The following is a 25,659-nucleotide window of genomic DNA, read 5'->3' on the forward strand; positions in this document are numbered from 1 at the left end:
TCCGGGGACGTGACAGGGCGCCGGGACGAGGGTGGTGCGTGGACTGTCTGCCGCTACCTGTGGGGCGGGCGGTGTGACGCGCGTAGAGGACGGTGGACGGCGGGACTGGTGGGGCCGACCCGGTGAACAAGTGTCCGCCGACTTCTACGCGCGTCAATCTCCAGCCTGCTCAGGTCACTTGTCAAGGTTTCGGCCATGTACAGCACCTGACGGGGACATGAAGTAGGCGGCATGGGTGTAAATCCGTCTAGGCTGAGCGGCTGAGTCGTATGAGGCGCCGCTAGGAGAAACCCCCGATGTCAGACAGCTCCCCCCTGCCGCCGGTGCGGCTGACTTCCGAAGCGGAGCTGGCGCGCGACGCGCTGTCCACGCCGTTGCTGTCCCGGGCCGCCCGGCTGGCCCGCTGGGCCGGGCCGGAGACCCGGGTCGACGCCGGGGGAGGGCTCGTCGACGAGCAGTTGCCCGCGGCCGCCGAGGCGCTCGGACTGAGCGGGGACGACGCCGCCGCCGACGCCAGCGAGGCGTGGCGGGTGGCCGTGGACACCGGGCTCGTCGAGATCGTCGACGAGGAGGAGGGCACGGTCACGGCGGGCGAGGACCTCGCGCTCCTCACCGGCGGCTCGCCGCAGGACGTGCTCGCGGTGTGGCTCGCGGCCCTGGAGACGGTGCTCGCCGACGCGAGCGTGCCCGACCTGGACGGACTCGTGGCCGAGGACGGCGAGGTCGACCTCTCCGCCCTCGACTGGGACCCGGAGGCCGAGGCCGAGTTCCTCGACGGTGTGCTCGGCAACCTCTACCTGCTGACCGCCGGCGAGGACACGCCCGCCGGGGCTCCGGTGCCGCTGCCCGCGCTGGCCGCGTCGGTGATCGTGCCCAGCGACATGAGCGAGCCGACCAACGACGTCCTGGAGCAGGTGTCCGACGCGATGATGCGGCTGGACGACCAGTTCCGGATGCTGGAGCCGGTGGGGCTCGTGGCGTACCAGCCCGTGGACGAGGCGCTCATGGCCGATGCCGACGAGGAGCCCGCGGCGCCCGTCGACGACACCGACGTCTCCCGGTACGGCATGGTCCGGCTCACCCCGCTCGGGCTCTACGGCCTGCGGGCCCGGCTGCTGGAGGCCGGATTCGAGGCGCCGGCCGTCGGGGACCTCGCGGACAAGGGAGCCGACGCGCTGCTCGACGGTACGGCGGCGTTCCCGCCGGGTGCTGCGCAGGCCGAGACGGAGCAGTGGCTTCAGCGGCGGGAATCGCTCGCGGCGGCGCGGGAGTTGCTGGCGGCGGCCCGGGGGTCGGACGCCGGGGCGCCGCTGCGGCGGTTGCGGTGTCAGCAGGCGTTGTCGCTGGTGGGTGCTTCGGCCGAGCCGGCGCTGCGGGAGGTGCTCGATGACGCCGAGCTGGGCGGGCTCGCCCGGGTGTGGCTGACCGAGCACGGTGCGGTGGATGTGCCCCCGCCGTCGGAGGCGATGGTCTATTGGCTGACCATCGACACGGTGGCCGCGCAGCTGGCTGCCGAGGGGAACTCCGAGGAGTTGCGGGCGTTGGTCGAGGGGCTTGCGCGGCAGCACGGTGGGTTTTTCGAGGCTGTCTGGCGGGTTGAGCACCCCGCGACGGCTGATGTGCTGGAGGCGATGGGGCGGTTGCATCCGGACAAGAAGGTTGCGAAGGAGGCGCGGAAGGCTGCGTTCAAGGCGCGGTCGCAGCAGGGGGGCTGAGTTCGTATTGCGGGTGCGGGTGCGTTGTGGCTTGTCGCGCAGTTCCCCGCGCCCCTGGGGTGTTGTTCAACCGGCGTTCATGGATGAGCGGGACGGTGGCGGTGATCGAGGTCCGCCACCCTCCACGGCATATCCACCGTCACAGGAGACACCATGTCGCTCACCCGCAGGGACTTCGCCAGAACCTCCGCGATCACCGGTGCCGGTGTCGCGCTGGCGGGCAGTGTCGGCGCCCTCGCCACCGCGCCGAACGCCCTCGCGTCCTACGACACCGACAGTGCGCAGGGCGCGGCGGACGCCCGGCACGGTGTCGGCTACGGCCCGCTCGTGCCGGACCCCGAGGGGATCCTCGCCCTGCCCGCGGGCTTCACGTACCGCATCATCACCCACAGCGGAAAGACCAAGCTGGAGTCCGGTGAGTTCACGCCGTCCAACCACGACGGCACCGCCACCTTCGACGGCCCCCGCGGTACCACCCTGCTCGTCAACAACCACGAGCTGAAGGGCCCGCGCGCCAACTGGAAGTACCCCGTTCCGCTCACCGAGGGCCTCGTCTACGACCCGGCCGCCGCCGGCGGCTGCACGGTCGTCGAGATACGCCCCGACGGACGGGTCGCCGAGTGGGTGGGCATTGCGGGCACCTCCACCAACTGCGCCGGTGGAAGTACGCCGTGGGGCACCTGGCTCACCTGCGAGGAAAACTCCGACAAGGCCGGCGTCAACGGCATGACCAAGGACCACGGTTACGTCTTCGAGGTCGACCCGTGCGACCGGCGCGCCAACCGCGGCCCCAAGCCGCTGAAGTTCTTCGGCCGCTACGACCACGAGGCCGTCGTCATCGACCCCAGGCGCGGCCACGCCTACCTCACCGAGGACGCCGCCGGCCCCAACGGCCTCTTCTACCGCTGGACCCCGCCCAAGGGATTCGCGTACGGCCCCGGGAAGTTCCGCGAGCTCGCCGACGACGCCGGTGTCCTCCAGGCGCCCAAGTGCTTCGACTCGGGCGGGAAGTTCGTCGACGACCTGTCCCGCGCCACGAAGATCGGCACCGTCTACGGCGTCGACTGGGTGGACGTACCCGACCGCGACGCCCGTACGACCCCCGTGCGCAAGCAGTTCGCCGCCGACGAGGTCACCCGCGCCCGCAAGCTGGAGGGCATGTGGTGGGGCGACGGGGGCGCCTACATCGTCTCCTCGTACGCCCGCGAGGAGAGCCCCGGCCGGCACGACGGCCAGGTCTGGTTCTACGACCCCAAGCGCCGGACGCTGACGTTGAAGGTCCTGCTCGGTGTGAACCCCGACCCCTCGAAGGACGGCGCGTTCGACGGCCCCGACAACATCACCGTCTCCCCGTACGGCGGCATCGTCCTGGCCGAGGACGGCGAGGGCGTCTCGCACCTCTTCGGCGCCACCGAGAGCGGCCGCACGTACCCGATCGCCCGCAACGACCTGAACGTCGGCACCGAAGAGGAGCCGGAGTACAGCGAATTCGCCGGTGTCACCTTCTCGCCCGACGGCAAGACCCTTTACGCCAACATCCAGGACCCGGGCATCCTGCTCGCCATCACCGGCCCCTGGAAGCGGCAGAAGCGGTAATTAATTCACTCGCAGGTCCCGCACTGCGCCTCCTACAGTGAGATCACAACGTCACGCACCTCCCGGTGCGATGGCAGCGGCTACTTCTCTTCCAAAGAATCCGACGCCGCCGCCGACTTGATCTCGGGAGGCGCAGCATGGGGTGGGTGCCCGGTGCGCAGGCAACGGTTACTTCATTTGATCGGAATGTTGCGGGTTCGAATCCCGTCAGCGACTTCGGGTCGCTGTAGCTCAATCGGCAGAGCATCCGGATAAGTCCGTCGCCGAATTCTGTCCTCGGGCGCCCACCTTTCTCATGCGCGCTTCCCCCGGAAACCTCTCAAGCATTCGGGAACCTGTAAAGAATTCGGGGGAATTCATCATGGCGCGATTCAACGGCAAGGCGGCGCGGGCACGTCCCGTCTCCCGTGTGACCTCCACCGGGCGTGTGCTGCGCACCTACGAGGGCGGCCGGGGCCGCGAGCGTGACGCACGCTCCGAGCTCTTCCTGCTGGCCGTGTCCAACTTTGTTTCCCAGCAGACCTTCTACGAGACCGGCGCCGACCGCGACGACCGCTTCGCGAAGCTCTTGCGCGAACTCGCCGTCACCGACCCTGCGTGGACGGCCGGCCTGCTCGGCTGGCTGCGCGGCGAGGGCAACCTGCGGACGGCCTCCGTCGTCGGCGCCGCCGAGTACGTCAAGGCCCGCCTGGACGCGGGCGCGACCGGCGGGCCGACGGGCCGGCAGGTCGTCGCCTCCGTGCTCCAGCGGCCCGACGAGCCCGGCGAACTGCTCGCCTACTGGACGGCGACGTACGGCCGCAATGTGCCCAAGCCGGTCAAGCGCGGCATCGCCGACGCCGTGCGCCGGCTCTACCACGGCAAGGCGCTGCTGAAGTACGACACCGCCTCCAAGGGCTACCGCTTCGGCGACATCCTCAACCTCGTGCACGCCGCGCCGGACCCGGACAAGCCCTGGCAGGGCGAGCTGTTCCGGTACGCCCTCGACCGGCGGCACCACCCCGACACCGCGGTGCCGCCCGCGTCGGACCGCGTCCTCACCGCCCACCGCGAGCTGATGGCGCTGCCGGTGGCCGAGCGGCGCGCGGTCGTGACCGCCGAGGGCGGTGCCGAGCGGCTGGCCGCGGCCGGGATGACGTGGGAGACGCTGGCGGGCTGGCTCCAGGGGCCGATGGACAAGGCGGCCTGGGAGGCCGTGATTCCGTCCATGGGCGTCATGGCGCTCGTGCGCAACCTGCGGAACTTCGACGAGGCCGGGGTGTCCGACGAGGTGGCCGAGCGGGTCGCCGCGCGGATCAGCGACCCCGCGGAGGTCGCGCGCTCGCGGCAGTTCCCCTTCCGGTACCTCGCCGCGTACCAGCACGCGCCGTCGCTGCGCTGGTCGTACGCGCTGGAGCGGGCGCTCGGCCACTCGCTGGCCAACGTGCCCGCGCTGCCCGGCCGGACCCTGGTGCTCGTGGACCGCTCGGGCTCGATGTTCTGGTCGCGGCTGTCCGACCGCTCGGAGCTCAACCGCGCCGACGCCGCCGCGATCTTCGGCACGGCGCTCGCGCTGCGGGCGGAGTGCGCTGACCTGGTCGAGTTCGGCTCGACGAGCGACCGCGTGAAGTTCCGCAAGGGCGAGTCGGTGCTGAAGATCCTCGGCCGCTTCGGCGATCTGGGTGGCACCGACACCACCGAGGCGGTGCGCCGGCACTACCGGAAGCACGACCGGGTGCTGATCGTCACCGACGAGCAGTACACGCACCACCACCGCGGCGACCCGACCGAGCAGGTCCCGGCCGACGTGCCGGTCTACACCTGGAACCTCGCCGGATACCGGGCGGGCCACGGCCCGTCGGGAACGGGGAACCGGCACACCTTCGGAGGCCTGACGGACGCGGCCTTCCGGATGGTTCCGCTGATCGAGGCCTCCCGGAACGCCGACTGGCCCTGGGCGGCCTGAGAGACCGTGGCCCGCACCGCGAGGGGAGTGCGGGCCACGATCTTGTCAGGGCCCTTGTTCTCACATGGACTGACATCTAACATTTCAGTCCATGGAGGCCATCCGGCCCGTGCCCCGGACCCTGCTCAGGGACCGGGCGTACGAGGCGATCCGGGACGCCATCGTGGCCGGGGAGATCGAACCCGGCGCGGCGGTGCGGGACGCCGAGCTCGCGGAGCGGCTGGGGCTGTCCCGGGCGCCGGTGCGGGAGGCGTTCTCCCGGCTCGTGGACGAGGGGCTGCTGGAGAGCAAGCCGCAGAGCTACACCCGGGTGACCCCGCTCGTGGCCTCCGACGTCAGGGACGCCGCCGCCGTGGCCGGCGCCATGCACGAGCTCGTGACGCGGGTCGCCGTGCCCCGGCTGGGTGCCGCGGACATCGAGGCGATGCGCGCCGCCAACCAGCGGTTCGCCGCCGCCGTCGGCACCGGAGACGTGGACGGGGCCCTGCGTGCGGACGACGCGCTGCACGACGTCCTCGTCCGGGTGAGCGGCAACCGAGCGGCGGCCGCGACCGTCGCCCGCTACACCCCGCTCATCCGCCGCCTGGAGCGACAGCGCTTCGGCGAGGGCGGCAGCTGCCGTTCGGCCGGACTGCACGAGCGGCTGATCGAGGCCTGCGCGGCCGGTGACGTGGCCGAGGCGGTCCGCGTCACGGCGGAGATCTGGCGAGGGCTCGAAGAGCTCGCCGACTGAGACCGATCCCCATCCCGTCCCGACCCCGGGAGGACCACCCATGTCCCTTTCCTCGTCCCCCTCCCTTGCCTCCTACGAGCGTTACCCCCTGCTCTTCGGGCCCTCGCCCGTCCACCCCCTGGAGCGGCTGACCGCGCACCTCGGCGGTGCCGCCCTCTGGGCCAAGCGTGAGGACTGCAACTCCGGTGTCGCCTACGGCGGCAACAAGACCCGCAAGCTGGAGTACCTGGTCGCCGACGCGCTCGCCCAGGGCTGCGACACCCTCGTGTCGATCGGCGGGGTGCAGTCCAACCACACCCGCCAGGTCGCGGCGGTCGCCGCCCGTGCCGGGCTCAAGTGCGTCCTCGTGCAGGAGAGTTGGGTGGAGTGGCCGGACGCCGTGTACGACAAGGTCGGCAACATCCTGCTCAGCCGCCTCGCCGGGGCCGACGTACGGCTGGTGAAGGCCGGGTTCGGGATCGGGTTCAAGGAGAGCTGGGAGCAGGCGCTCAGGGAGGTCGAGGAGGCGGGCGGCAAGCCGTACGCCATCCCGGCCGGGGCCTCCGACCATCCGCTCGGCGGCCTCGGTTTCGCCGGGTGGGCGTACGAGGTCGCCGAGCAGGAGCGTGAGCTGGGCGTCTTCTTCGACACCGTGGTCGTGTGCTCGGTGACCGGCTCCACCCAGGCCGGCATGGTCGCCGGGTTCGCCGCGCTGGAGGAGGCGGGCGGGCGGCCCCGGCGCGTGCTCGGTATCGACGCCTCGGCGAAGCCGGCCGCGACCCGCACCCAGGTCGCCCGGATCGCGCACCGCACCGGGCAGCTCATCGGCGTCAAGCGTGAGTTGACCGAGGCCGACGTCGAACTCGACGAGCGGTACCACGCGGGCACGTACGGCATCCCCGACGAGTCCACCCTGGCGGCGATGCGGCTCGCGGCCCGGACGGAGGGGATGGTCACCGACCCCGTGTACGAGGGGAAGTCCATGGCCGGGATGATCGACCTGGTCTCGCGGGGCGAGATCGGCCGCGACTCCACGGTCCTCTACGCCCACCTGGGCGGACAGCCCGCGCTGAACGCGTACAGCGCGCTGTTCTGAGCAGTGACTGTGAGAACCCCGCCGTAGCGCTGCGCCGGCTGGGCCGGGCTGCTCGTCTGCCGGGGTGCGGTGGTGGCAGGCTGCGGGTGCGTCGTGGTTGTTCGCGCAGTTCCCCGCGCCCCTGACGGGGCGCGGGAATCACCCGGCCGGCAGGTGGGTTGTCAGCGGTTGACCGAGCCCTTGGAGGAGCCCCCATGCCCGACGAACCAGCCGTGCGAGAACTCCGCCTGGTCGTGACCGCGGACGACTACGACGCCGCGCTGCACTTCTACCGGGACGTGCTCGGCCTGACCGAGCAGGGCGCGTTCGCGTCGGAGGACGGACGGGTCACGATCCTCGACGCCGGGCGGGCCACCCTGGAGCTGACCGACCCGAACCACGCCGCCTTCATCGACGAGGTCGAGGTGGGGCGGCGGGTCGCCGGACATGTCCGGGTCGCCTTCCAGGTGGACGACTCCGTCGCCGTCACGGCGAAGCTGGCCGCCGCCGGAGCCGAGGTGGTCGCCGAGCCCACGCGCACCCCCTGGAACTCCCTGAACTCCCGGCTCGAAGCCCCGGGCGCCCTCCAGCTGACGCTCTTCACGGAGCTCGACGGCTGAGAGGCCCGCGCGGTCGCCCCTGCCGGACGGCGTCCCCCGCCGGATAAGGTGCTCAGCGTGTGGACCGACAATCAGGGGGCAGAGCCGGGTGCCGAGCGGCCCGGCAGTGCCCGGCGCCGGGCCACGATCCACGACGTCGCACGACTGGCGGGGGTGTCACGGCAGACGGTCTCCCGGGCGGTCAACGACAAGGGTGAGATCGACCCGGCCACCAAGGAACGGGTCCTGGAGGCGGCCCGGCTCCTGGACTACCGGCCCAGCCGTTTCGCGCGCGGACTCGTCCAGAAGGGGGCGGTGACGGCGGGCCTGGTCATCCCGGACCTGCGCAACCCCTTCTTCCCCGAGGTGGCCGCCGGAGTGCTGGAGGCGGCCGAGCAGCGCGGCTGGCAGGTGGTCGTGTGGGACTCCCGTATCGACGAGGCCCGGGAGCGGCAGGCGCTCGACGTGCTCTCCCACCAGGCGGACGCGGTCGTGGGCTACTTCAAGGACCCGGACGACGTCCTCACCCGGCACCTCGGAGGCGTGCCGCTGGTGCTGCTGGAGCGCGGGCCGCAGCAGACCCGGTTCGCCGCCGTGGGCATCGACGCCGCCACCGGAGTCGAGCAGGGCATGAACCACCTGTTCCGTGCGGGGCACCGCAGGATCGGCATGCTGGACGGCGTGCACGGCCCCGGCCCCCGCAGGCTGGCCTTCCTGGAGCAGGCGCGGCGGCTCGGACTGCCGGTGGACGAGGACTGGGTCGTGGTGTGTCCCGAGCACAGCGTGGCCGGCGGCGAGGCCGGCATGGAACGGCTCCTGGCGGCGCGGCCCGAGATCACCGCGGTCTTCGGCTTCAACGACCTGATCGCGGTCGGCGCCATGCGCACCGCCCGCCGCCGCGGCCGGAGTGTCCCGGACGATCTGGCGGTGCTGGGCTTCGACGGTCTCTCCCTGGGCGAGCTGGTGGACCCCGCCCTGACCACCCTGCACATCGACAAGCGGCGGCTGGGACGGCTGGCCGTGGAGCAGGTGGCCCGGCTGCGCGCGGGTGAGGAGCCGCTGCGGGGCGCGGACGCCTGGGTGGTGCCCGAGCTGGTGATCCGCGCCTCCGCCTGACCTCGCCACCGCCCGACCTCCCCGGGCGTGGGCCCGCGAGATCGTTCCGTGCAGTTCCCTTGACACCGGTTTTCGGGCGCCCCGATACTCGACGGCAACGCTCACGTGAACGTTCACGAGCCACCGGAAACCCCCACGCGAGATCGTCGGTCGACCCTCACCCGCCCGCCCGCCGACATCGTTGTCTTCACTTCACTTCCTCACCAGGGAAGCCTCCCCCCATCCCGTGAAAACGGGCTCGCGGCAGCGTTGTGCCCGGCCGCGGCACGCCCGGAAAGCGAGTGCGCTCCCATGCAACTCCGAACGATGTCCCGCAGACGCTTTCTGGGGGTCTCCCTGGGCGGTGCGGGGGCGGGCCTGGCCGGACTGACCGGATGCGGGTCCGCGGAGGGATCGGCCTCCGCCGGCAGCGACCACCTGAGCCTCTGGTACTGGAAGGGCTCGCTCAGCGACAAGCTGCTCGCCACCGCCAGGCGGGGCGTACCCGGGGTGCCGGGGCTGAAGGTGCGGGGCTCGCAGATCCCTGACGGCGACATCGACTCGAAGGTGCGCACCAGCCTCGCCGCGCGCGCCTACGTGCCGGACGTGACGGTCGTGAACAACGACAACCTCGCCACGTTCTTCCCCGACGAGAACGAGTTCCTCGACCTGCGGGAGCTGGGCGCCCAGTCCGTCCGCGACCAGTACCTCGACTGGAAGTGGAAGGCCTGCTTCACCCCGACGGGCAGGATGATCGGCTTCCCTCTGGACGCCGGCCCCACCGCGCTCTACTACCGAAGGGACCTCTTCCGGGAAGCCGGACTGGCCCACGAACCGGCGGACGTCGCCGAGGAGATGCCCACCTGGGAGAAGTTCATCGCCGCAGGGCGGACCCTGCGGGCGAAGGGGCCCGGCAAGCCCTACCTGGTGAGCAACATCGGCAACGTCTTCCAGCAGGTCCTGCTCCAGAGCTCCCGGCAGTTCGTGGACGCCGACAACCGCTTCATCGGCGATCAGGAGCACATCCGGCGTGCCTGGGACCTGTCCGTGGACATTCTCCGCCAGGGACTCAGCGCCAGGATCACGGACGGCACCCCCGACTTCAGCGCGGCCATGAGCGGAGGCCGGATCGCCACGATGACCACGGCGGTGTGGGCCATCAACGGCCTGAAGGACACCGCCCCGAAGACCTCCGGATCCTGGCGGCTCACCACCATGCCGGACGGCCCCGCCAACTACGGCGGCTCGTACATGACGCTGACCCGCTACTGCCGGGACCCCGAGGCCGGCTTCGCCTTCCTGAAGTGGCTGCTCAGCCCGGCGAACCAGCTCGAGAGCTACCAGGAGATGGCCCTGTTCCCCACCACTCCGGCCGCGTACGCCGACCCGGCGATGCACAGGCCCGACCCGTTCTTCGGCGGTCAGCAGCCCATCGACGTCTTCGGTCCGGCCGCCCGGAAGGCCCCGGTCGTCTACTTCAGCCCCTACGAGGAGTCCGCCAACACCCCGTTCTTCCAGGAGCTGACCAATGTGGAAATGCTCGGCAAGAACCCCGACCGGGCCTGGCGGGACGCCGTGCACACCGCCGAGACCACGCTGTCCCGGGTGGGGGTGAGCTGACATGGCGACCGTGCTCGAACCGGCCGGAGCGCCGGCGGCGGACGAGAAGCCGCCCGCCGGCCGTACGGAACCCACCACCCCGGGCGGACGCCGGCGGCACCTCCCGCCGCTGCTCGCCATCTCCCCGTTCTACGTGCTGTTCGCCGTCTTCGGCGCCTTCCCGATCCTCTTCTCCGTCTACCTGTCCTTCCAGGACTGGGACGGCATCGGCGACATGCGCTACGTCGGGCTCAAGCAGTACGGCTGGCTGCTCCAGGACTCGGTGTTCTGGCACTCGGTGCTCAACACCTTCGAGATCTGGTTCCTGTCCACGGTGCCGATGCTGTTCCTGGCCCTGGTGCTGGCGTTCCTGCTGCATTCGCAGGTCCGCTTCGCCGGTGCCTACCGGGTGGCGTACTTCGTCCCCAACGTCACCTCGATGGTCGCCATGACCGTCGTCTTCGGCTCGGTCTTCGCCCAGGCGGGCCTCGCCAACTCGGCACTGCGGGCGATCGGGCTGGACGGGGTCGGCTGGCTGTCCTCGGAGTGGGGCATCAAGTCGTCCGTCTCCATCATGATCATCTGGCGGCGGGTCGGCTACAACGCGCTGATCTTCCTGGCGGGCCTCCAGGCCATCCCCACCGAGCACTTCGAGGCCGCCCGCGTCGACGGCGCGAACAGCAGGCAGACCCTCTTCCGGGTCGTCCTGCCGCAGCTGCGGCCGGTGGTGCTCTTCGCCGCCGTCACCTCCACCATCAACGGCCTGCAGATCTTCACCGAGTCCCAGGTGCTCTTCCAGTCGACCGACGTCGGAACCACGGGCGGGCCGGGCCAGGAAGGGATGACCATCGTGCTCTATCTGTGGCAGAAGGCCTTCAAGGAGCACCAGTTCGGCTACGGCGCCGCCATGGGCTGGGTGCTCTTCGCGATCATCGCCGTCTTCACCGTCATCAACTGGCGTCTGGTCGCCGGCTCGGACGACGACCGCCGGCCGGGCATCGCCGGTCTGCTGCGCCGCAAGGGGGCTCGCCGTGGCCGCTGACGAGAGGTCGACCGGGAACGCGGGCCTGGCCATCGGCTCCGGCAGCAGGCTCAGCCGCATCTGCGTCCGGGCGGTGCTGCTGCTCGGTGTGCTGGTCTCGCTGTTCCCCTTCTACTGGCTGGTGGTGCTGGCCTCCGGCACCACGCAGGACATCTACCGCTATCCGCCCAAGCTGGTGCCGGGGCCGCATCTGCTGGACAACATGGGGCGGGTGCTCGACACCGTCGACTTCTTCGGCTCGCTGTTCAACACCGTCGTCGTCGCCGTGCTCGGGACCGTGCTGGTGCTGTTCTTCGACTCACTGGCCGCGTTCGCCTTCGCCAAGTACGAGTTCCCGGCGAAGAAGTTCCTCTTCGGCATGCTGCTGGTGACGTACATGATCCCCGCGCAGCTCTCCCTGGTGCCGCAGTTCGTGACCATGGCCGAGTTCGGCTGGGCCGGATCCCTGAAGGCGCTGATCATTCCCGGCGCGGCGAACGCCTTCGGCATCTTCTGGATGCGCCAGTACGCGCAGAACTCGCTGCCGGACGAATTGCTGGACGCCGGGCGGATCGACGGCGCCGGCTTCTTCCGCCTCTACTGGACGGTCGTCCTGCCACTGTTCCGGCCGGCCCTCGCCTTCCTCGGCATCTTCACGTTCATCGGCCTGTGGAACGACTACATCTGGCCCCTGGTCGTCATGATCGACCCCGACAAGGTCACCCTCCAGGTCGCCCTGGCGAATCTCAACATCCTCTACAACACCGACTATTCGCTGGTGATGGCCGGGGCGCTGATGAGTGTCATCCCGCTGATCGTCGTGTTCCTGATCGGGGCGCGGCACTTCCTGCGGGATCTGGCGGCGGGGGCGATGAAGATGTGAGGTGTGCAGTGCGACATCAGGTAGTGCCTTGGAAAGAGCTCGCCGGCGACGAGCCTCCCGTGGAACTCGGCGACCACAGCGCCGATGAGCTGGTCGGATTCCTCGCCCGGCGCGACCGGGACCGCGGCCGGGACGACAGTGTCGCGGTGCGCTACGGCACGAGCGCGGACCTGTCCTGTGCCGTGGCGTACGGGGAGTGGCCCGGGCGCATGGGGCCCATGCACACCTGGTCGCACGAGATCACCGGTCCTCGTCCTGAGCTGCTCGGCGAAGCGGTGCGGGCCGTGGGCATCCTGGACGAGGACGACAGGGACGCGGCCCATGCCAAGTCCCTCGCCGTCGTGGAGGAGACGTTCCGCCTGACGCTCCCTCGCGAGCAGGTGCTGCACCAGGCCGTTCCGGCCGCTCTGATCAAGGGGCAGTTGCCGGCGTGACGGGCCGGCGTTCGCGGCTCCGACTCCGAATTAAGGTACGGAGAGGTTTCCCCGGTTCGTGAGGAGTGGCTGCATGGCGCAGGTCAGGCCCATGCGGGCGGATGCTCGGCGCAACTACGAGCGGTTGCTGAACGTGGCCGTTGAGGCCTTCGCCGAGCACGGGGAAGGGGCGTCGCTCGACGACATCGCCAAGCGTGCCGGGGTCGGTTCCGGCACGCTGTACCGGCATTTCCCGACCCGGCACGCGCTGCTGGAAGCCGCGTACCTCGACCGTGTCGAGGCGATCGCGGCCCGGGCCGACGAACTCGCGGCGGAACTGCCGCCGGGTGAGGCGCTGGCGGAGTGGCTGTACGAACTCGGCGCCGGGATGATCCGGATGCGCGGCCTGCGGGCCCTGCTGGGCCCGGCCGTCACGCAGAGCGGCTCGACCGTGGCCACGGCCTGCGGCGACTCGGTGAGAAGCGCGGCGGGGCGCCTGGTCCGGGCGGCACAGGAGGAGGGCACGCTCCGGCGGGACGTCGACCCGATCGACGTACTGCGACTGGCGCACGGCGTGTCGACGGCGGCGGAGCTCGCGGACGGGGAGGGCGGGCACATCCGGCGGTACCTGGCGCTGCTGACGGAGGGGCTGCGGCCTTCGGCGCGGAGCTGAGTCCGCTGACCGGCGCGGTGTCGTCGGTTTCTTCAGGAGTTACGCGGGTACTCCGGCTCTCTCCGTGCCCGACCGACACAGGTGGCGAGAACGATCGACAGCCCGGCCCGCAGGACGGCACACCGGTACGCGGACGTCGACGGGACCCGTGTCTTCTACCGTGAGGCCGGTCCACCCGACGCCCCCGTCGTACTGCTGCCGCACGGCTATCCGTCCTCCTCGTACCAGTTCCGCGCCTTCATGCCGGCCCTGGCCGACCGGTGGCGGCTCGTCGCGCCCGACTTCCCCGGCTTCGGCTACAGCGACACCCCGGACCCGGCCGGCTTCTCGTACACCTTCGACGGGTACGCCGGCTTTCTGGAGCGGTTCACCAGCGCGCTGGAGCTACGGCGGTACGCCCTCTACCTGCACGACTACGGCTCGCAGATCGGGCTGCGGCTGGCGATGCGCGCACCTGAGCGGGTCGCCGCGCTCATCGTCCAGAACGGGGACATCTACGAGGACGAGCTCGGCCCGAAGTACAGCTCGCTCCGGGAGTACTGGGATCACCCGACGCCCGAAGGGCGGGCGCGGCTGCTGGAGGCGGTGACCGAGGAGGGGCTGCGCGACGAGTTCGTCGGCGAGATCGACGAGCGGCTCGTCGAACGGATCAGTCCGGACCTGTGGAAGCTGTCCTGGCCGCTGCTGGCCTCCCCGCAGCGCCGCGAGATCATGGTCGGGCTGATGGAGGGCCTGCGGGAGAACCTCGACTGGTTCCCGAAGTACCAGGCGTATCTGCGGGAGCACCGCCCCCCGACGCTGATCGCCTGGGGCCCTCAGGACGGCTACATGCCCGAGGGCGCCGCACGTGCCTATCTGCGTGACCTGCCGGACGCCGAGCTGCACCTGCTCGACGGCGGGCACTGGCTGCTGGAGACCCACCTGGAGGAAGTCGTCGCCCTGGTGCGGGACTTCCTCGACAGGGTGCATGTCCAGCAGCCGGCCCCCTAGCTTCGGCAGGTGCCGGCTCCGGCCCCTCGCTACAGGGACTGGGCCGCCGGCTTCACCATTCCCCTGACCGTGCGGGACTTCACGAAGTCGCCGATCGCGGTCATCTCCCACTCGCCGGAGAACTGGCGGATCAGCTTGGCCATCATCACGCCGGTCTGCGGCTCGGCGCTGGTGAGGTCGAAGCGGACCAGTTCCTCGCCGGTCGAGGCGTCCAGGAGGCGGCAGTAGGCCTTGGCGACCTCCGTGAACTTCTGGCCGGAGAAGGAGTTGACCGTGAAGACCAGGCCGGTGACCTCCTGCGGGAGGCGGCCGAGGTCGACCACGATCACCTCGTCGTCACCGCCGCCCTCCCCCGTGAGGTTGTCGCCGGAGTGCTTGATCGCGCCGCCGACGATGGACAGCTTGCCGAAGTAGCAGCTGTCGATGTGGTTGCGCTGCGGGCCGTAGGCGATGACCGAGGCGTCCAGGTCGATGTCCTTGCCCCGGTACGCCGGCTCCCAGCCGAGGCCCATCTTGACCTGGGAGAGCAGGGGGCGGCCACCCTTGATCAGGGAGACGGTCTGGTTCTTCTGGAGGCTGACGCGGCCCTTGTCGAGGTTGATCTTCCCGGCGCCGGGCGCGGGCGGCGGAGGCGTGGCCGGAGCCGGGGGCGCCACGGGCGTGGTGACGGGCGGGGCCGGGGGAGCCACCGGCGGCTGCGGCGGGGTCACCGGCTGGGCCGGGGCTGCCGCGGCCGGCTCCTCCACCGTGACTCCGAAGTCAGTGGCGATGCCCGCGAGGCCGTTGGCGTATCCCTGGCCGACGGCCCGGGCCTTCCACTGGCCGTTGCGCAGGTAGATCTCCACGATCACCAGGGCCGTCTCGTCACCGAGCTGCGGGGGCGTGAAGGACGCCAGGACGGAGCTGTCGTCCGCGTTGCGGATCGTGGCTGTCGGTTCGATGCCCCGGAAGGTCTGGCCCGCGGCGTCCGGGCTGGCCGTGACGACGATCTTCTCGATGCCGGGCGGCACGGCCGCCGTGTCGACCACGATCGCGTCGGGTGCGGTGCCGCCGCCCGAGCGGTACGTCACGCCCGCGCCCGAAGGCTGGTTGTAGAAGATGAAGTCGTCGTCGGAGCGCACCTTGCCGTCGGCGGTGAGCAGCAGGCCCGATACGTCGAGCCGCACCGGGGCGGCGACGTCCACCGTCACGCGGGCGGCGGACAGGGGGATGTTCGAGCCGGGGGTCATAGCTGTCATGACCCGTGAACGAGCGAGGTGGTTTTGCCGTTCCCTTACCCTGGGGCCAATCGGGTCAGCGGCGGTTGCGGGGGTGGTCGCGGGCGGTGCGTTCGTTGCCCCGCTTGTAATTGCCGGTCCACCGGGCCATGACGAGCTGGGGGTCGGAGGTCTCCACCTCGGCCAGGAACTGTGCGGCCCGGGGGCCGTTCAGTGTGGTGGCGGGGCGGCCGTGGTGGGTGATGCGGACGGTTCCGCCCGCGTGCTGCTCGTAACCGAATCCGTGGGGTCGTGGCATGCCGTGAGCGTACGGGGGGCGGGGCAGGCGCCCCAGCGGATTTCGCCTGCCCCGCCCGCAGCGGTCCGTTTTCCTGCCCCGCCCGCAGCAGGCCGTTCCCTACGGCACGACCACGATCTTGCGGCCGACCCCGGACGCGAACTGCTCCAGCGCCTGCGGGTAGCGCTCCAGCGGGATCCGGTCGCTGATGAAGATCTCGGGGTCGAGGACACCGTTCGCGAAGAGTTCCGCCGCCCGCTCGAAGCTGTGCAGCACCGCCATCGAACCCGTGATGGTGATCTCCTGGTTGTAGATGCGGTACGGGTCGATCGTCACGCGGGTCGCGTAGTCGGCCACGCCGAACTGGAGGAACGTGCCGGCCTTCGCCACCCGGTCCAGGCCGTCCTGGATCGCCGCCGCGTTGCCCGTGGCGTCGACGACCAGGTCCCAGCCCTGCGGGCGGTCCAGTTCGTCCGGGCTCGCCGCCGACGCCGAGACGCCGAGGCGGCGGGCCGTCTCCAGGCGGGCCGGGTTCACGTCGACGACGTCCACGCTGGCCGCGCCCGTGCGCTTGGCCAGCTCCAGCATCATCAGGCCCATCGTGCCGGAGCCGTAGATCAGGACGTGCGCGCCGAGGCGGGAGCGGAGCACGTCGTAGCCGCGTACCGCGCAGGACAGCGGCTCCACGAGGGCCGCGTCCTGCGTGCGGACGTGCTCGGGGAGCTTCACGCAGTTCGCCACGGGGGCGACCGCGTACTTCGCCGCGCCTCCGGCCGTCGTGACGCCGATCGCCGCCCAGCGTTCGCAGAGGTTGTTGTGGCCGGTACGGCAGTAGCGGCACTCGTAGCAGTACAGGGACGGGTCGACCGCGACCCGGTCGCCCACCGACACCTCGGTGACCTGGGTGCCGACCCCGACCACCTCGCCCGCGAACTCGTGCCCGGGCACGATCGGCAGCTCGGGGGCGAACTCGCCCTGGAGGATGTGCAGGTCCGTGCCGCACAGCCCGCAGGCCGCGACCTCGACGACGACCTCGCGCGGCCCTGGCGTCGGGTCCGGGACCTCGGCGACGACGGCCTTGCCCACGGACTCGATGACGGCGGCCTTCATTTGACGGCTCCCAACGACAGGCCCTGGACCAGCTTGTCCTGGGCGGCGAACCCCGCGGCGAGCACCGGCAGGGAGATGACGAGCGACGCGGCGCACACCTTCGCCAGGAACAGGCCCTGGCTGGTGATGAAGCCGGTCAGGAAGACGGGGGCGGTCTCGGCGACCACGCCCGTGAGCACCCGGGCGAAGAGGAGTTCGTTCCAGCTGAAGATGAAGCAGATCAGGGCGGTGGCGGCGATACCGGGGAGGGAGATCGGAGCGACCACGCGCGCGAGGATCGTGGGCAGCCGGGCCCCGTCCACCTTCGCCGCCTCGATCACGGCGACCGGGATCTCGGCGAGGAACGACTGCATCATCCACACCGCGATCGGCAGGTTCATGGAGGTGTAGAGGATGACCAGCAGCCAGATGTTGTCGAGCATCCCGGCGTTCTTGGCGAAGAGGTAGATCGGGAGCAGGCCCGCGACCGCCGGCAGCATCTTCGTGGAGAGGAAGAAGAACAGCACGTCGGTCCACTTGCGGACGCGGTTGATCGACAGCGCGTACGCCGCCGGGAAGGCCAGCAGCAGGACCAGCAGGGTCGAGGCCACCGATGCGACCGTGGAGTTGATCAGCGCCGGCCAGGGGCTCGCGCCGCCGCCCGCGCCGAAGAACTCGCGGTAGCCGTCCAGGGTCAGGGCGGCGGCGAAGGACGGCGGGTTGGTCGCCGCGTCCTGCTCGGAGTGGAAGGACGTGAGTGCCATCCACGCGATGGGCAGGAAGAACGCGATGCCGAGCAGCCAGGCCAGCAGGCCCAGGCCCGCACCTTTGCCACGGACACGGCGGACACGCAGGGCGTTCGTGCTCATGCGCGGGACACCTCCTCGCGGAACAGGGACGACACCACGCGCAGGGCGAAGGTCGCGATGACGATCGAGCCGATGACCACCAGGACGCCCGCGGCCGAGGCGAGGCCGTTCTCGTGGGCCTGGTAGAAGCTCTGGTAGACGGTGTAGGGGAGGTTGGCGGTGCCCAGGCCGCCGGACGTGATAGTGAAGACCGCGTCGAAGTTCTGGACGATGTAGATCGAGCCCAGCAGGGCGCCCAGTTCGAGGTAGCGGCGCAGATGCGGGAGCGTCAGGTGGACGAAGATCTGCCAGTCGCTCGCGCCGTCGACCCGGGCCGCCTCGATCTGCTCGTGGTCGCGGCTCTGCAGACCGGCCAGCAGGATCAGCATCATGAACGGCGTCCACTGCCAGACGAGCGACGCCTCGACCGCGAGCAGCGGGGTGTTGGAGATCCAGTCGGGCTGTGGGCCGCCCACATAGTGCAACAACCCGTTGAACAGGCCGTATTCAGGGTTGTAGAGCACATGCTTCCAGAGCAGGGCGGCCGCCACCGGGACCACCAGGAACGGAGCGATCAGCAGCGTCCGTACGATGCCCCGGCCGCGGAACCTCCGGTCCAGCAGCAGGGCGAGCACGAGTCCCAGCACCAGGCTGGCCAGGACCACCGCCACCGTCAGCAGGACGGTCGTCCACACCGACTGGCGCAGGTCCGCGTCGGTCAGGACCTCCTGGTAGTTGCCGAGGCCCGTGAAGTGGCGGGCGTCGGGATAGAGGGAGTTCCAGTCGAAGAAGGAGATCACCAGCGTGGCCACGAAGGGCAGCTGGGTGACGACGATCATGAAGATCAGGGCGGGGAGCAGCGGGGCGCGGGTGGCCCAGGCGCGCAGGCGGGCGGAGGGCCGGCGGGCCGGGGTGCGGGTCTCGGGAGCGGCCAGGGGGGCCGTTGTCATGGCGGTCATCGTCCCTCGTACTCCTCGGAGATCTTCTCGGCGAGCGCCTGCGACTTCTTCAGGGCCGACTCGACGGACTGGCGTCCGGCGATGGCCGCGCTGATCTCCTGCGAGACCTTGGTGCCGAGGTCGGTGAACTCGGGGATGCCGACGAACTGGATGCCGGGCGCGGGCCGCGGCTGCACGCCGGGATCATTGGGCCGAGCCCCCTCGATGGCCTCCTTGGTCATCTCCTGGAAGGCGGCGGCCTCCTTGCGGTAGTCGGCGTCGGCGTAGGTCGACGCCCGCTTGCCGGCCGGGACGTTGGACCAGCCGATCTGGTCGCCGACCAGCTGCTCGTACTTCTTGCCGGACGCCCAGGAGACGAACTTCCAGGCGTCGTCGGAGTTGCGGGAGGCCTTCTGGATGCCCCAGGCCCAGGTGTAGAGCCAGCCGGAGGACTTCGTCTGCTCGACGGGGGCGGGGGCGTAGCCGACCTTGCCCTTGACCGGGGAGTTCGACGCCTCCAGGGATCCGGCCGCGGAGGTGGCGTCGTACCACATGGCGACCTTGCCCTGGGTCATGTTGTTCAGGCACTCGGCGAAGCCGGACTGGGCGGCGCCGGACTCGCCGTGCTCGCGGACCAGGTCGACATAGAACTTCGTCGCCTTCACGAAGGCGGGGGAGTCGAGCTGTGCCTTCCAGTTCTTGTCGAACCAGGTGCCGCCGAAGGTGTTCACGACGGTGGTCAGCGGGGCCATCACCTCGCCCCAGCCGGGCAGTCCGCGCAGGCAGATGCCCTTCATGCCGGGCTCGGCGCCGTCGGCCTTCGCCGCGAGGTCCGCCACCTGTTGCCAGGTGGGGTGCGCGGGCATCGTCAGGCCCTTCTTCTCGAAGACGTCCTTGCGGTACATCAGGAACGACGACTCGCCGTAGAAGGGCTGGCCGTAGAGCTTGCCGTCGTCGCCGGTGAGGGACTGGCGCATCGGCTTCAGGACGTCCTGCTCGTCGTAGGCCGGGTCCTTGGCCACATAGCCGTTCATCTCTTGCAGCCAGCCGTTGCGTGCGTAGATCGGGATCTCGTAGTTGGACAGCGTGGCGACGTCGTACTGGCCGGCCTGGTTGGCGAAGTCCTGGCTGATCTTGTCGCGGACATCGTTCTCGGGCAGCACGGTGAAGTTGACCTTGATGCCGGTCTCTTTGGTGAAGTGGGCGCGGGTGAGCTTCTGGAGCTCGACCATCTGGGGGTTGTTCACCATCAGGACGTTGATGGCGTCGCCGCCGGATCCGGCCCCGCCCGCGCCGACCCAGCAGCCGGAGAGCAGCGGGGCGAGCAGCGTCCCTGCGGCGGCCATGGCGAGCGTGGCTCGCGGTGGCCGTCGTCGGCTCTGGGTTCGCATGGATCGCTCCTGGATGTATGGGGAGATAAGGGGCATCGCAGGGCGTGGAGGTGCCCTGGGACAAGGGGTGGTGGGGTGGTGGGTGGGTCAGACCCGGATGACCTGCGGTCCGAGCAGTGAGTAGCGGTGGGCCTCGGCGACGGGCAGCAGGGTGCTCGTCACGATCGTCTCCAGCGCGCCGACCTCGGCGAACCGGCAGAAGCTGACCGCTCCGAACTTGGTGTGCACGCCCGCGAAGACCGTGCGGCGGGCGGCCCGGATCGCCTGGGTCTTGACCTCGCTGACGGCCGGGTCGGGGGTGGTGAGGCCGTGTTCGCGGGAGATGCCGTTGGCGCCGATGTACGCCAGGTCGACGACGAAACCGGCCAGCATCTTGGTCGTCCAGTGGTCGACGGTGGCGAGGGTGCCGGAGCGGACCCGGCCGCCGAGCAGCAGCACGGACACGCTGTCGGTCTCGGCGAGGGCACCGGCGACCGGCAGGGACGCGGTGACCACGGTCAGCGGCCGGTCCCGGGGGAGTGCCTCGGCGATGAGCTGCGGGGTGAAGCCCTCGTCGACGAAGACGGTCTCGGCGTCGCCGAGAAGCTCGGCGGCGGCGGTCGCGATGCGGCGCTTCTCGGGGACGTGGCTGGTGGCGCGGAAGGCGAGCGTCGTCTCGAAGCCGGCGCTCTCCACCGGGTAGGCACCGCCATGGGTGCGGCGGAGCAGGCCGTGGTCCTCCAGGACGCGCAGGTCCCGCCGTACGGTTTCCTTGGCCACGCCGAGTTCGGTGGCGAGGGCGGTGACATCGACCGAGCCGGCGCGCCGTGCGGCCAGCACGATCTCGCGCTGGCGTTCTTCCGCGGTTCTGGTCATGGCCGTCACCCGCCTTCCTGCTGTGCTGCCCGTTCGGACCCTCGGTGGGCCATGGGGGAAGTTCTACAGCGGGTGTTCCACGGCGACCAGGTCTGTTGCGGAAGTGTTCGTGCCCGTGTGTGCCCGTTCGGTCTCGGAGGCGCGCGGCGTGCGGCAGGGGGCTCGCGGGCGTCCGCGGGTGCGTTGTGGCTGGTCGCGCAGTTCCCCGCGCCCCTGAGGGCGCTGTCCGACCGTATCCGGGCCGTGCCCGAATGCCCGAGCGGGCGGGCCCGTTCTCTGCCCGCCCGCCCTCTCGCGGCGACTCTTTCCGGTCAGTACGGCCAGATCGGCGGGTCCGTCACGAAGTGGCCGCCCAGGTAGGCGTGCGCCTCGTTCTCGGGGTCGAGCTCGCCCTGCTCGGCGATGAGCTTCTCGGCCCACGGCTCGGAGTCGTCCTGCGGCTCGTAGCCGAGCGCCCGGGCGGTGGTGAGGTCCCACCACAGCCGGGTGTTGGCGGAGGAGCCGTGGACGACGGTGTGGCCGACGTGCTCGGCGGTCAGGGCCGCGTGGAAGAGGCGGGCGCCGTCGGCGGGGCTCATCCACACCGAGAGCATGCGCACGCTGGTCGGCTCGGGGAAGCAGGAGCCGATCCGCACCGAGACCGTCTCCAGGCCGTGCTTGTCCCAGTAGAGCTGCGCGAGGTCCTCGCCGAAGCACTTGGACAGGCCGTAGAAGGTGTCCGGGCGGCGGGGGGTGTCGACCGGGATCAGGGGGTCGTCGCCCTGGGGGCGCGGGGTGTAGCCGACGGCGTGGTTGGAGGAGGCGAAGACGATCCGGCCGACGCCCTCCTCGCGGGCGGCCTCGTAGAGGTGGTAGGTGCCCTCGATGTTCGCCTTGAGGATCTTCTCGAAGGGGGCTTCCAGGGAGATGCCCGCGAGGTGGATGATCGCGTCGACGCCGCGGACCGCCTCGCGCACGGCGTCCCGGTCGGCGAGGTCGGCGGTGATCGCGTCCGGCGCGCCCTCGATCGGGCGCATGTCGAGCAGGCGCAGCTCGTAGCCGTAGTCCGGGAGCAGCTCCCGCATCAGGGTGCCGAGGCCACCGGCGGCGCCGGTGAGCAGGACGGTGCGGGGAGCGGGCATCCTCGGTCTCCTTGAATCTCCCACCGTGCAGATGGGTGCACGGCATTCATATTCGTGGACACGCTAAGGATCTCGAGTGGAGCCCGTCAAGTATGCCGCGGAAAGAGCGAATCCGCTGGTGCGTGGCGGGTTCGCGCGCTTGACCGGCGCCGCGGAGGCGCCTTAGCGTGGGGGCGTTCAGAAATATAGACGGCAATCATGAATATGGAACCGGGAGAGCTCGTGACGTCAGCCCCTCTCGCCGCTCGACTCGACATCCCCAGCGGACCGCTGTTCTTCCCGGTCACCGCCTACGGCCCCGACGGCTCCGTGGACCTCGACACCTACCGCACGCACGTGCGCCGCGGGGTCGAGGCCGGAGCCGCCGCCGTGTTCGCCTGCTGCGGCACCGGCGAGTTCCACGCGCTCACGCCCGAGGAGTTCGAGGCCTGCGTACGGGTCGCCGTCGAGGCGGCCGAGGGGCGCGTGCCGGTCGTCGCGGGCGCCGGGTACGGCACCGCGCTCGCCGTGCGCTACGCCCGGCTCGCCGAGGCGGCCGGGGCGGACGGGCTGCTCGCCATGCCGCCGTACCTCGTCGTCGCCGGGCAGGAAGGCCTGCTGCGGCACTACCGGGAGATCGCCGCCGCGACCGCCCTGCCGGTCATCGTCTACCAGCGGGACAACGCCGTCTTCACCCCCGAGACCGTCGTCGAACTCGCCCGGACCGACGGGATCATCGGCCTCAAGGACGGGCTCGGCGACCTCGACCTCATGCAGCGCGTCATCAGCGCCGTGCGCTGCGAGGTCCCCGGCGACTTCCTCTACTTCAACGGCCTGCCGACCGCCGAACAGACCCAGCTCGCCTACCGCGCCCTCGGCGTCACGCTCTACTCGTCCGCCGTGTTCTGCTTCGCGCCCGAGATCGCCCTCGCCTTCCACCAGGCGCTCCGCAACGGCGACGACAGCACCGTGGAGAAGCTGCTGGACGGCTTCTACCGCCCCTTCGTCGAGCTGCGCGCGCAGGGCCGCGGCTACGCCGTCGCCCTCGTCAAGGCCGGCGTACGGCTGCGCGGACTGGACGTGGGGGAGGTGCGGCCCCCGCTGCACGAGCCGACCGAGGATCATGTCAAGCAGCTCGCCGAAGTGATCGAGCGCGGCTACGCGCTGCTTGAGGAGGCCAAGTGAAGGCGTCGGCATTCGTCTACCCCTGGGACGTCAACGGGGACCCGGAGGCGCCCGCGCGGATCGCGGCGCTCGGCGTGGAGCAGGTGACGCTCGCCGCCGCCTACCACTCCACGCGCGCGCTCACCCCCCGCCACCCGCGCCACCGCATCGTCACCGCCGAGCACGCCGCCGTGCACTACCCGGCGGACGACCGCTGGGACGGACGGGAGCTGCACCCCTACCCGGCCGGTGACTGGGCCCCAGGTGACGCCTTCGGCGAGGCCGCCGCCGCGCTCACGGACGCCGGCCTGGAGGTGCACACCTGGGTCGTCCTCGCGCACAACTCCCGTCTGGGCGCCGAGCACCCGGGCACCTCGGTCGTCAACGCCTACGGCGACCGCTACCCCTGGGCGCCGTGCATCGCGCAGCCCGCCACGCGCGCGTACCTGACCGACCTGGCGGCGGAGGCGGCCGTACGGCCCGGGGCGCGCGGCACCGAACTGGAGTCCCTCGGCTGGTACGGCCTCCAGCATCTGCACGCCCACGACAAGACCGGCGGCGTCGGCCTCGGCGACGCCGGGCAGTACCTGATGGCGCTGTGCTTCTGCCCGGCCTGCCGGGAGGGCTACGGCCGGCACGGCCTGGACGGCGACGAGCTGGCCGCCGCCGTACGCACCGCGCTGGAGCCGGTGTGGCAGGGGGTGACGCCCTCCGACGGCGGCTGGACGGGCGTCGAGAAGCTCCTCGGCGAGACGCTCGCGAACACCACGCGCGCGTACCGGGACGAAACCGCCCGCACGCTCCAGGAGACGGCGGTCCGGGCCGTGCGCGAGGCCGCGCCCGAGGGCTTCCAGGTGCTGTTGCACGCGGACCCGGTGTCCTACCACGTCGGCGCCAACCCCGGGGTCGACCCGGCGCACATCCTGTCCGTCGCGGACGGTGTGGTCGTGCCCTGCGCGGGCGGCACCGGCACCCTGACGCCGTTCGCCCGGCAGGGCAGGGAGGGCGCGGTCATCGCCGCCAACTTCACTGTCGTCTCCGGCATGGGCGGCAGCCCCGGCACCCTCGCCGCCGACGCGTCCGAGGCACGGGGGCTCGGCGCCACCGAACTGCGGCTGTATCACGCCGGGTTGGCGTCCGACGACGACCTGGAGACCGTCCGTTCCGCTCTCGCCGGGCGCTGAAACAGCGGGGCCGCCGTCACCAGCAGGGCCACGCCCAGGGCCACCAGCACCAGCCGGTGGCTCACCAGCTCGACCAGGGCCGCCCCGGCGGCCAGCCCGACCACGTTCGGCGTGTACACGAGCGTCGTGGCCGTGGCGGTGACCCGGCCCAGCAGCGGACCCGGCGTCTCGCGCTGCACCGAGGTCAGCGCGGCGATCAGCACCGCGGGCAGCCCTGCCCCGATCGCCGCGCTGCACACCAGCGCCAGCGGGTCGGACGGCACCGCCCGCAGGGCCACCGCGACGGCCAGCAGGGCGATGCCGTACGCCGCGAAGCGCCGCTCGCCCAGGCGGCGCAGGGCGCTGCCGGAGAGCAGGCCGACCGCCACCGACCCGGCGCCCTGCACGGCGTACAGCACACCGGCGTAGGCCGGGGAGCGCCCGAGGGCGTCGACGACGGCGTAGGCCATCGCCCCGTTCAGGCCGGCGCACAGCATGGTGGCGCCGCCCGCCAGCACCAGGGGGCGCAGCACGGGGTGCGCCCACAGGTGGCGGGCGCCCTCGGCGGTGCGCTCCCGGCGGGTGCCGGTGGGCGGCGCGGGCTTGTCCTCCCGCACCCGCAGCAGCGCGTACAGGCCTGTGGCCAGGACGAACGTCGCCGCGTCCAGGAGGGCGACGCTCGCGCCGCCGTATGCCGCGTACAGGCCCGCGCCCGCCAGCGGGGCCAGGAGTTTCATGCCCTCGGTGGCCGTCATGCGCAGGCCGTTGAAGTCGCCGAGCAGGGACGGGTCGACGGCGGTCGCCACGAGCGCCGACTCGGCCGCGTCGTGTACGACGCCCGCCGCTCCGTACACGAACAGCACCGCGTACAGCAGCCACAGGTCGCCCGGGGTGTCGACGCCCACGAGGGTGAGCAGGAGGGCGCTCAGGAGCAGGTTCACGCCGATCAGCAGGGGTTTGCGGCGGCCCCGGTCCGCGAGCGTGCCCAGCAGCGGTCCGGCCAGGGTCGGCAGCCACATGGCGAGCATGCACAGCGCGGCCAGGCCGTCCGAGCCGGTGAGGTCCTTGACCCACACGCCGGACGCCAGCCACAGCGCCGAGGTGCCGAAGCCGGAGACCACCACGCCGGAGAGGTAGAGCCCCGCGTCGCGATCGCGCAGTACACGCACCACGGGCCAGGTCGTTCTGTTCGTCATGCCTGGTCATCGTGGCGCTAAGGCCCGTGGGGAGAGATCGGGAAAGTGCCGTAGAAAACGGGCGGCCGGGCGATGAGTTCCGCCGTCGCGGTCGGTCTACCTCCC

Annotated in this window: 24 protein-coding genes; 15 read left to right on the forward strand and 9 right to left on the reverse strand. The window is 71.1% G+C overall.

The window, feature by feature from the left end:
* The first annotated feature begins 296 nt into the window (after positions 1-296).
* The 13 genes from MQE23_RS33770 (at position 297) to MQE23_RS33830 (ending at position 14,316) form a co-directional block, all read left to right on the forward strand.
* Positions 297-1,715 carry a hypothetical protein gene (locus MQE23_RS33770; protein ID WP_037670456.1) on the forward strand — a complete coding sequence of 473 codons (1,419 nt, stop codon included), beginning with the start codon at positions 297-299 and terminating at the stop codon, positions 1,713-1,715.
* 153 nt (positions 1,716-1,868) lie between these two features.
* Positions 1,869-3,311 carry an alkaline phosphatase PhoX gene (locus tag MQE23_RS33775; RefSeq protein WP_243381097.1) on the forward strand — a complete coding sequence of 481 codons (1,443 nt, stop codon included), beginning with the start codon at positions 1,869-1,871 and terminating at the stop codon, positions 3,309-3,311.
* A gap of 361 nt (positions 3,312-3,672) precedes the next feature.
* Complete coding sequence (locus MQE23_RS33780; protein ID WP_243381099.1) at positions 3,673-5,256, forward strand: TROVE domain-containing protein; 1,584 nt, start codon at positions 3,673-3,675, stop codon at positions 5,254-5,256.
* 91 nt (positions 5,257-5,347) lie between these two features.
* Positions 5,348-5,989 (forward strand): GntR family transcriptional regulator, encoded by a 642-nt coding sequence (locus MQE23_RS33785; protein ID WP_243381101.1) that lies wholly within the window; start codon positions 5,348-5,350, stop codon positions 5,987-5,989.
* 40 nt (positions 5,990-6,029) lie between these two features.
* Positions 6,030-7,064: a 1-aminocyclopropane-1-carboxylate deaminase gene (locus MQE23_RS33790; protein WP_020274037.1), complete on the forward strand. Its 1,035-nt coding sequence runs from the start codon at positions 6,030-6,032 to the stop codon at positions 7,062-7,064.
* Positions 7,065-7,258: 194 nt separating this feature from the next.
* Positions 7,259-7,663 carry a VOC family protein gene (locus MQE23_RS33795; RefSeq protein WP_020274036.1) on the forward strand — a complete coding sequence of 135 codons (405 nt, stop codon included), beginning with the start codon at positions 7,259-7,261 and terminating at the stop codon, positions 7,661-7,663.
* 57 nt (positions 7,664-7,720) lie between these two features.
* Positions 7,721-8,758 carry a LacI family DNA-binding transcriptional regulator gene (locus tag MQE23_RS33800; RefSeq protein ID WP_243381103.1) on the forward strand — a complete coding sequence of 346 codons (1,038 nt, stop codon included), beginning with the start codon at positions 7,721-7,723 and terminating at the stop codon, positions 8,756-8,758.
* A gap of 306 nt (positions 8,759-9,064) precedes the next feature.
* A complete protein-coding gene (locus MQE23_RS33805) occupies positions 9,065-10,357 on the forward strand; it encodes an extracellular solute-binding protein (RefSeq protein WP_243381104.1) in 1,293 nt (430 codons plus the stop codon).
* 1 nt (position 10,358) lies between these two features.
* Positions 10,359-11,378, forward strand: coding sequence for a sugar ABC transporter permease (locus tag MQE23_RS33810; RefSeq protein ID WP_243381106.1), 1,020 nt, complete (start codon positions 10,359-10,361; stop codon positions 11,376-11,378).
* Positions 11,368-12,240: a carbohydrate ABC transporter permease gene (locus MQE23_RS33815; RefSeq protein WP_020274032.1), complete on the forward strand. Its 873-nt coding sequence runs from the start codon at positions 11,368-11,370 to the stop codon at positions 12,238-12,240. The genes MQE23_RS33810 and MQE23_RS33815 overlap by 11 nt, the downstream gene beginning before the upstream one ends.
* Positions 12,241-12,263: 23 nt before the next feature.
* A complete protein-coding gene (locus MQE23_RS33820; RefSeq protein ID WP_243381108.1) occupies positions 12,264-12,674 on the forward strand; it encodes a hypothetical protein in 411 nt (136 codons plus the stop codon).
* Between the two features lie 73 nt (positions 12,675-12,747).
* Positions 12,748-13,326, forward strand: a complete 579-nt coding sequence (locus MQE23_RS33825) for a TetR/AcrR family transcriptional regulator (RefSeq protein WP_037670488.1) — start codon at positions 12,748-12,750, stop codon at positions 13,324-13,326.
* Positions 13,327-13,407: 81 nt separating this feature from the next.
* On the forward strand, positions 13,408-14,316 hold the full coding sequence (locus MQE23_RS33830; RefSeq protein ID WP_243381110.1) for an alpha/beta hydrolase: 909 nt from the start codon (positions 13,408-13,410) through the stop codon (positions 14,314-14,316).
* Positions 14,317-14,345: 29 nt separating this feature from the next.
* Here MQE23_RS33830 and MQE23_RS33835 read toward each other — a convergent pair whose 3' ends face one another.
* The 8 genes from MQE23_RS33835 to MQE23_RS33870 form a co-directional block, all read right to left on the reverse strand.
* The gene (locus MQE23_RS33835) at positions 14,346-15,545 is read right to left on the reverse strand and encodes a TerD family protein (protein ID WP_243382852.1); all 1,200 of its coding nucleotides are present in this window, start codon (positions 15,543-15,545) and stop codon (positions 14,346-14,348) included.
* A gap of 64 nt (positions 15,546-15,609) precedes the next feature.
* Positions 15,610-15,831 (reverse strand): hypothetical protein, encoded by a 222-nt coding sequence (locus tag MQE23_RS33840; RefSeq protein ID WP_020274025.1) that lies wholly within the window; start codon positions 15,829-15,831, stop codon positions 15,610-15,612.
* A 99-nt stretch (positions 15,832-15,930) separates the two neighbouring features.
* The gene (locus tag MQE23_RS33845) at positions 15,931-16,920 is read right to left on the reverse strand and encodes a zinc-dependent alcohol dehydrogenase family protein (protein WP_020274024.1); all 990 of its coding nucleotides are present in this window, start codon (positions 16,918-16,920) and stop codon (positions 15,931-15,933) included.
* Positions 16,917-17,768, reverse strand: a complete 852-nt coding sequence (locus MQE23_RS33850) for a carbohydrate ABC transporter permease (RefSeq protein WP_020274023.1) — start codon at positions 17,766-17,768, stop codon at positions 16,917-16,919. Before MQE23_RS33850 ends, MQE23_RS33845 begins: the two co-directional genes overlap by 4 nt.
* The gene (locus MQE23_RS33855) at positions 17,765-18,706 is read right to left on the reverse strand and encodes a sugar ABC transporter permease (protein WP_020274022.1); all 942 of its coding nucleotides are present in this window, start codon (positions 18,704-18,706) and stop codon (positions 17,765-17,767) included. The genes MQE23_RS33850 and MQE23_RS33855 overlap by 4 nt, the downstream gene beginning before the upstream one ends.
* Positions 18,703-20,076, reverse strand: coding sequence for a sugar ABC transporter substrate-binding protein (locus MQE23_RS33860; protein WP_037670486.1), 1,374 nt, complete (start codon positions 20,074-20,076; stop codon positions 18,703-18,705). Before MQE23_RS33860 ends, MQE23_RS33855 begins: the two co-directional genes overlap by 4 nt.
* Before the next feature lie 87 nt (positions 20,077-20,163).
* A complete protein-coding gene (locus tag MQE23_RS33865) occupies positions 20,164-20,931 on the reverse strand; it encodes a DeoR/GlpR family DNA-binding transcription regulator (protein ID WP_243381111.1) in 768 nt (255 codons plus the stop codon).
* 311 nt (positions 20,932-21,242) lie between these two features.
* Positions 21,243-22,052, reverse strand: a complete 810-nt coding sequence (locus tag MQE23_RS33870; RefSeq protein WP_020274019.1) for an NAD(P)-dependent oxidoreductase — start codon at positions 22,050-22,052, stop codon at positions 21,243-21,245.
* 222 nt (positions 22,053-22,274) lie between these two features.
* Between MQE23_RS33870 and MQE23_RS33875 the strand changes: the two genes are divergently transcribed.
* Positions 22,275-23,216, forward strand: coding sequence for a 5-dehydro-4-deoxyglucarate dehydratase (locus MQE23_RS33875; protein ID WP_037670495.1), 942 nt, complete (start codon positions 22,275-22,277; stop codon positions 23,214-23,216).
* Positions 23,213-24,379, forward strand: a complete 1,167-nt coding sequence (locus MQE23_RS33880) for a hypothetical protein (RefSeq protein ID WP_037670483.1) — start codon at positions 23,213-23,215, stop codon at positions 24,377-24,379. The genes MQE23_RS33875 and MQE23_RS33880 overlap by 4 nt, the downstream gene beginning before the upstream one ends.
* Here the strand turns inward: MQE23_RS33880 and MQE23_RS33885 are convergent.
* On the reverse strand, positions 24,316-25,554 hold the full coding sequence (locus MQE23_RS33885; RefSeq protein ID WP_037670481.1) for an MFS transporter: 1,239 nt from the start codon (positions 25,552-25,554) through the stop codon (positions 24,316-24,318). The two genes, MQE23_RS33880 and MQE23_RS33885, sit on opposite strands and share 64 nt — an antisense overlap.
* Between the last annotated feature and the right edge of the window lie 105 nt (positions 25,555-25,659).

This window comes from Streptomyces sp. HP-A2021, assembly GCF_022807935.1.
Classification (GTDB): domain Bacteria; phylum Actinomycetota; class Actinomycetes; order Streptomycetales; family Streptomycetaceae; genus Streptomyces; species Streptomyces afghaniensis.

Excerpts from the sequence above, each read along its gene's own strand:
- MQE23_RS33805 (WP_243381104.1), top strand. The coding sequence starts at position 9,065 with ATGTCCCGCAGACGCTTTCTGGGGGTCTCCCTGGGCGGTGCGGGGGCG.
- MQE23_RS33790 (WP_020274037.1), top strand. The coding sequence starts at position 6,030 with ATGTCCCTTTCCTCGTCCCCCTCCCTTGCCTCCTACGAGCGTTACCCC.
- MQE23_RS33865 (WP_243381111.1), bottom strand. The coding sequence starts at position 20,931 with ATGACCAGAACCGCGGAAGAACGCCAGCGCGAGATCGTGCTGGCCGCA.
- MQE23_RS33810 (WP_243381106.1), top strand. The coding sequence starts at position 10,359 with ATGGCGACCGTGCTCGAACCGGCCGGAGCGCCGGCGGCGGACGAGAAG.
- MQE23_RS33785 (WP_243381101.1), top strand. The coding sequence starts at position 5,348 with ATGGAGGCCATCCGGCCCGTGCCCCGGACCCTGCTCAGGGACCGGGCG.
- MQE23_RS33775 (WP_243381097.1), top strand. The coding sequence starts at position 1,869 with ATGTCGCTCACCCGCAGGGACTTCGCCAGAACCTCCGCGATCACCGGT.
- MQE23_RS33825 (WP_037670488.1), top strand. The coding sequence starts at position 12,748 with ATGGCGCAGGTCAGGCCCATGCGGGCGGATGCTCGGCGCAACTACGAG.
- MQE23_RS33845 (WP_020274024.1), bottom strand. The coding sequence starts at position 16,920 with ATGAAGGCCGCCGTCATCGAGTCCGTGGGCAAGGCCGTCGTCGCCGAG.
- MQE23_RS33770 (WP_037670456.1), top strand. The coding sequence starts at position 297 with ATGTCAGACAGCTCCCCCCTGCCGCCGGTGCGGCTGACTTCCGAAGCG.
- MQE23_RS33835 (WP_243382852.1), bottom strand. The coding sequence starts at position 15,545 with ATGACCCCCGGCTCGAACATCCCCCTGTCCGCCGCCCGCGTGACGGTG.
- MQE23_RS33780 (WP_243381099.1), top strand. The coding sequence starts at position 3,673 with ATGGCGCGATTCAACGGCAAGGCGGCGCGGGCACGTCCCGTCTCCCGT.
- MQE23_RS33885 (WP_037670481.1), bottom strand. The coding sequence starts at position 25,554 with ATGACGAACAGAACGACCTGGCCCGTGGTGCGTGTACTGCGCGATCGC.
- MQE23_RS33795 (WP_020274036.1), top strand. The coding sequence starts at position 7,259 with ATGCCCGACGAACCAGCCGTGCGAGAACTCCGCCTGGTCGTGACCGCG.
- MQE23_RS33860 (WP_037670486.1), bottom strand. The coding sequence starts at position 20,076 with ATGCGAACCCAGAGCCGACGACGGCCACCGCGAGCCACGCTCGCCATG.
- MQE23_RS33850 (WP_020274023.1), bottom strand. The coding sequence starts at position 17,768 with ATGAGCACGAACGCCCTGCGTGTCCGCCGTGTCCGTGGCAAAGGTGCG.
- MQE23_RS33840 (WP_020274025.1), bottom strand. The coding sequence starts at position 15,831 with ATGCCACGACCCCACGGATTCGGTTACGAGCAGCACGCGGGCGGAACC.
- MQE23_RS33870 (WP_020274019.1), bottom strand. The coding sequence starts at position 22,052 with ATGCCCGCTCCCCGCACCGTCCTGCTCACCGGCGCCGCCGGTGGCCTC.
- MQE23_RS33855 (WP_020274022.1), bottom strand. The coding sequence starts at position 18,706 with ATGACCGCCATGACAACGGCCCCCCTGGCCGCTCCCGAGACCCGCACC.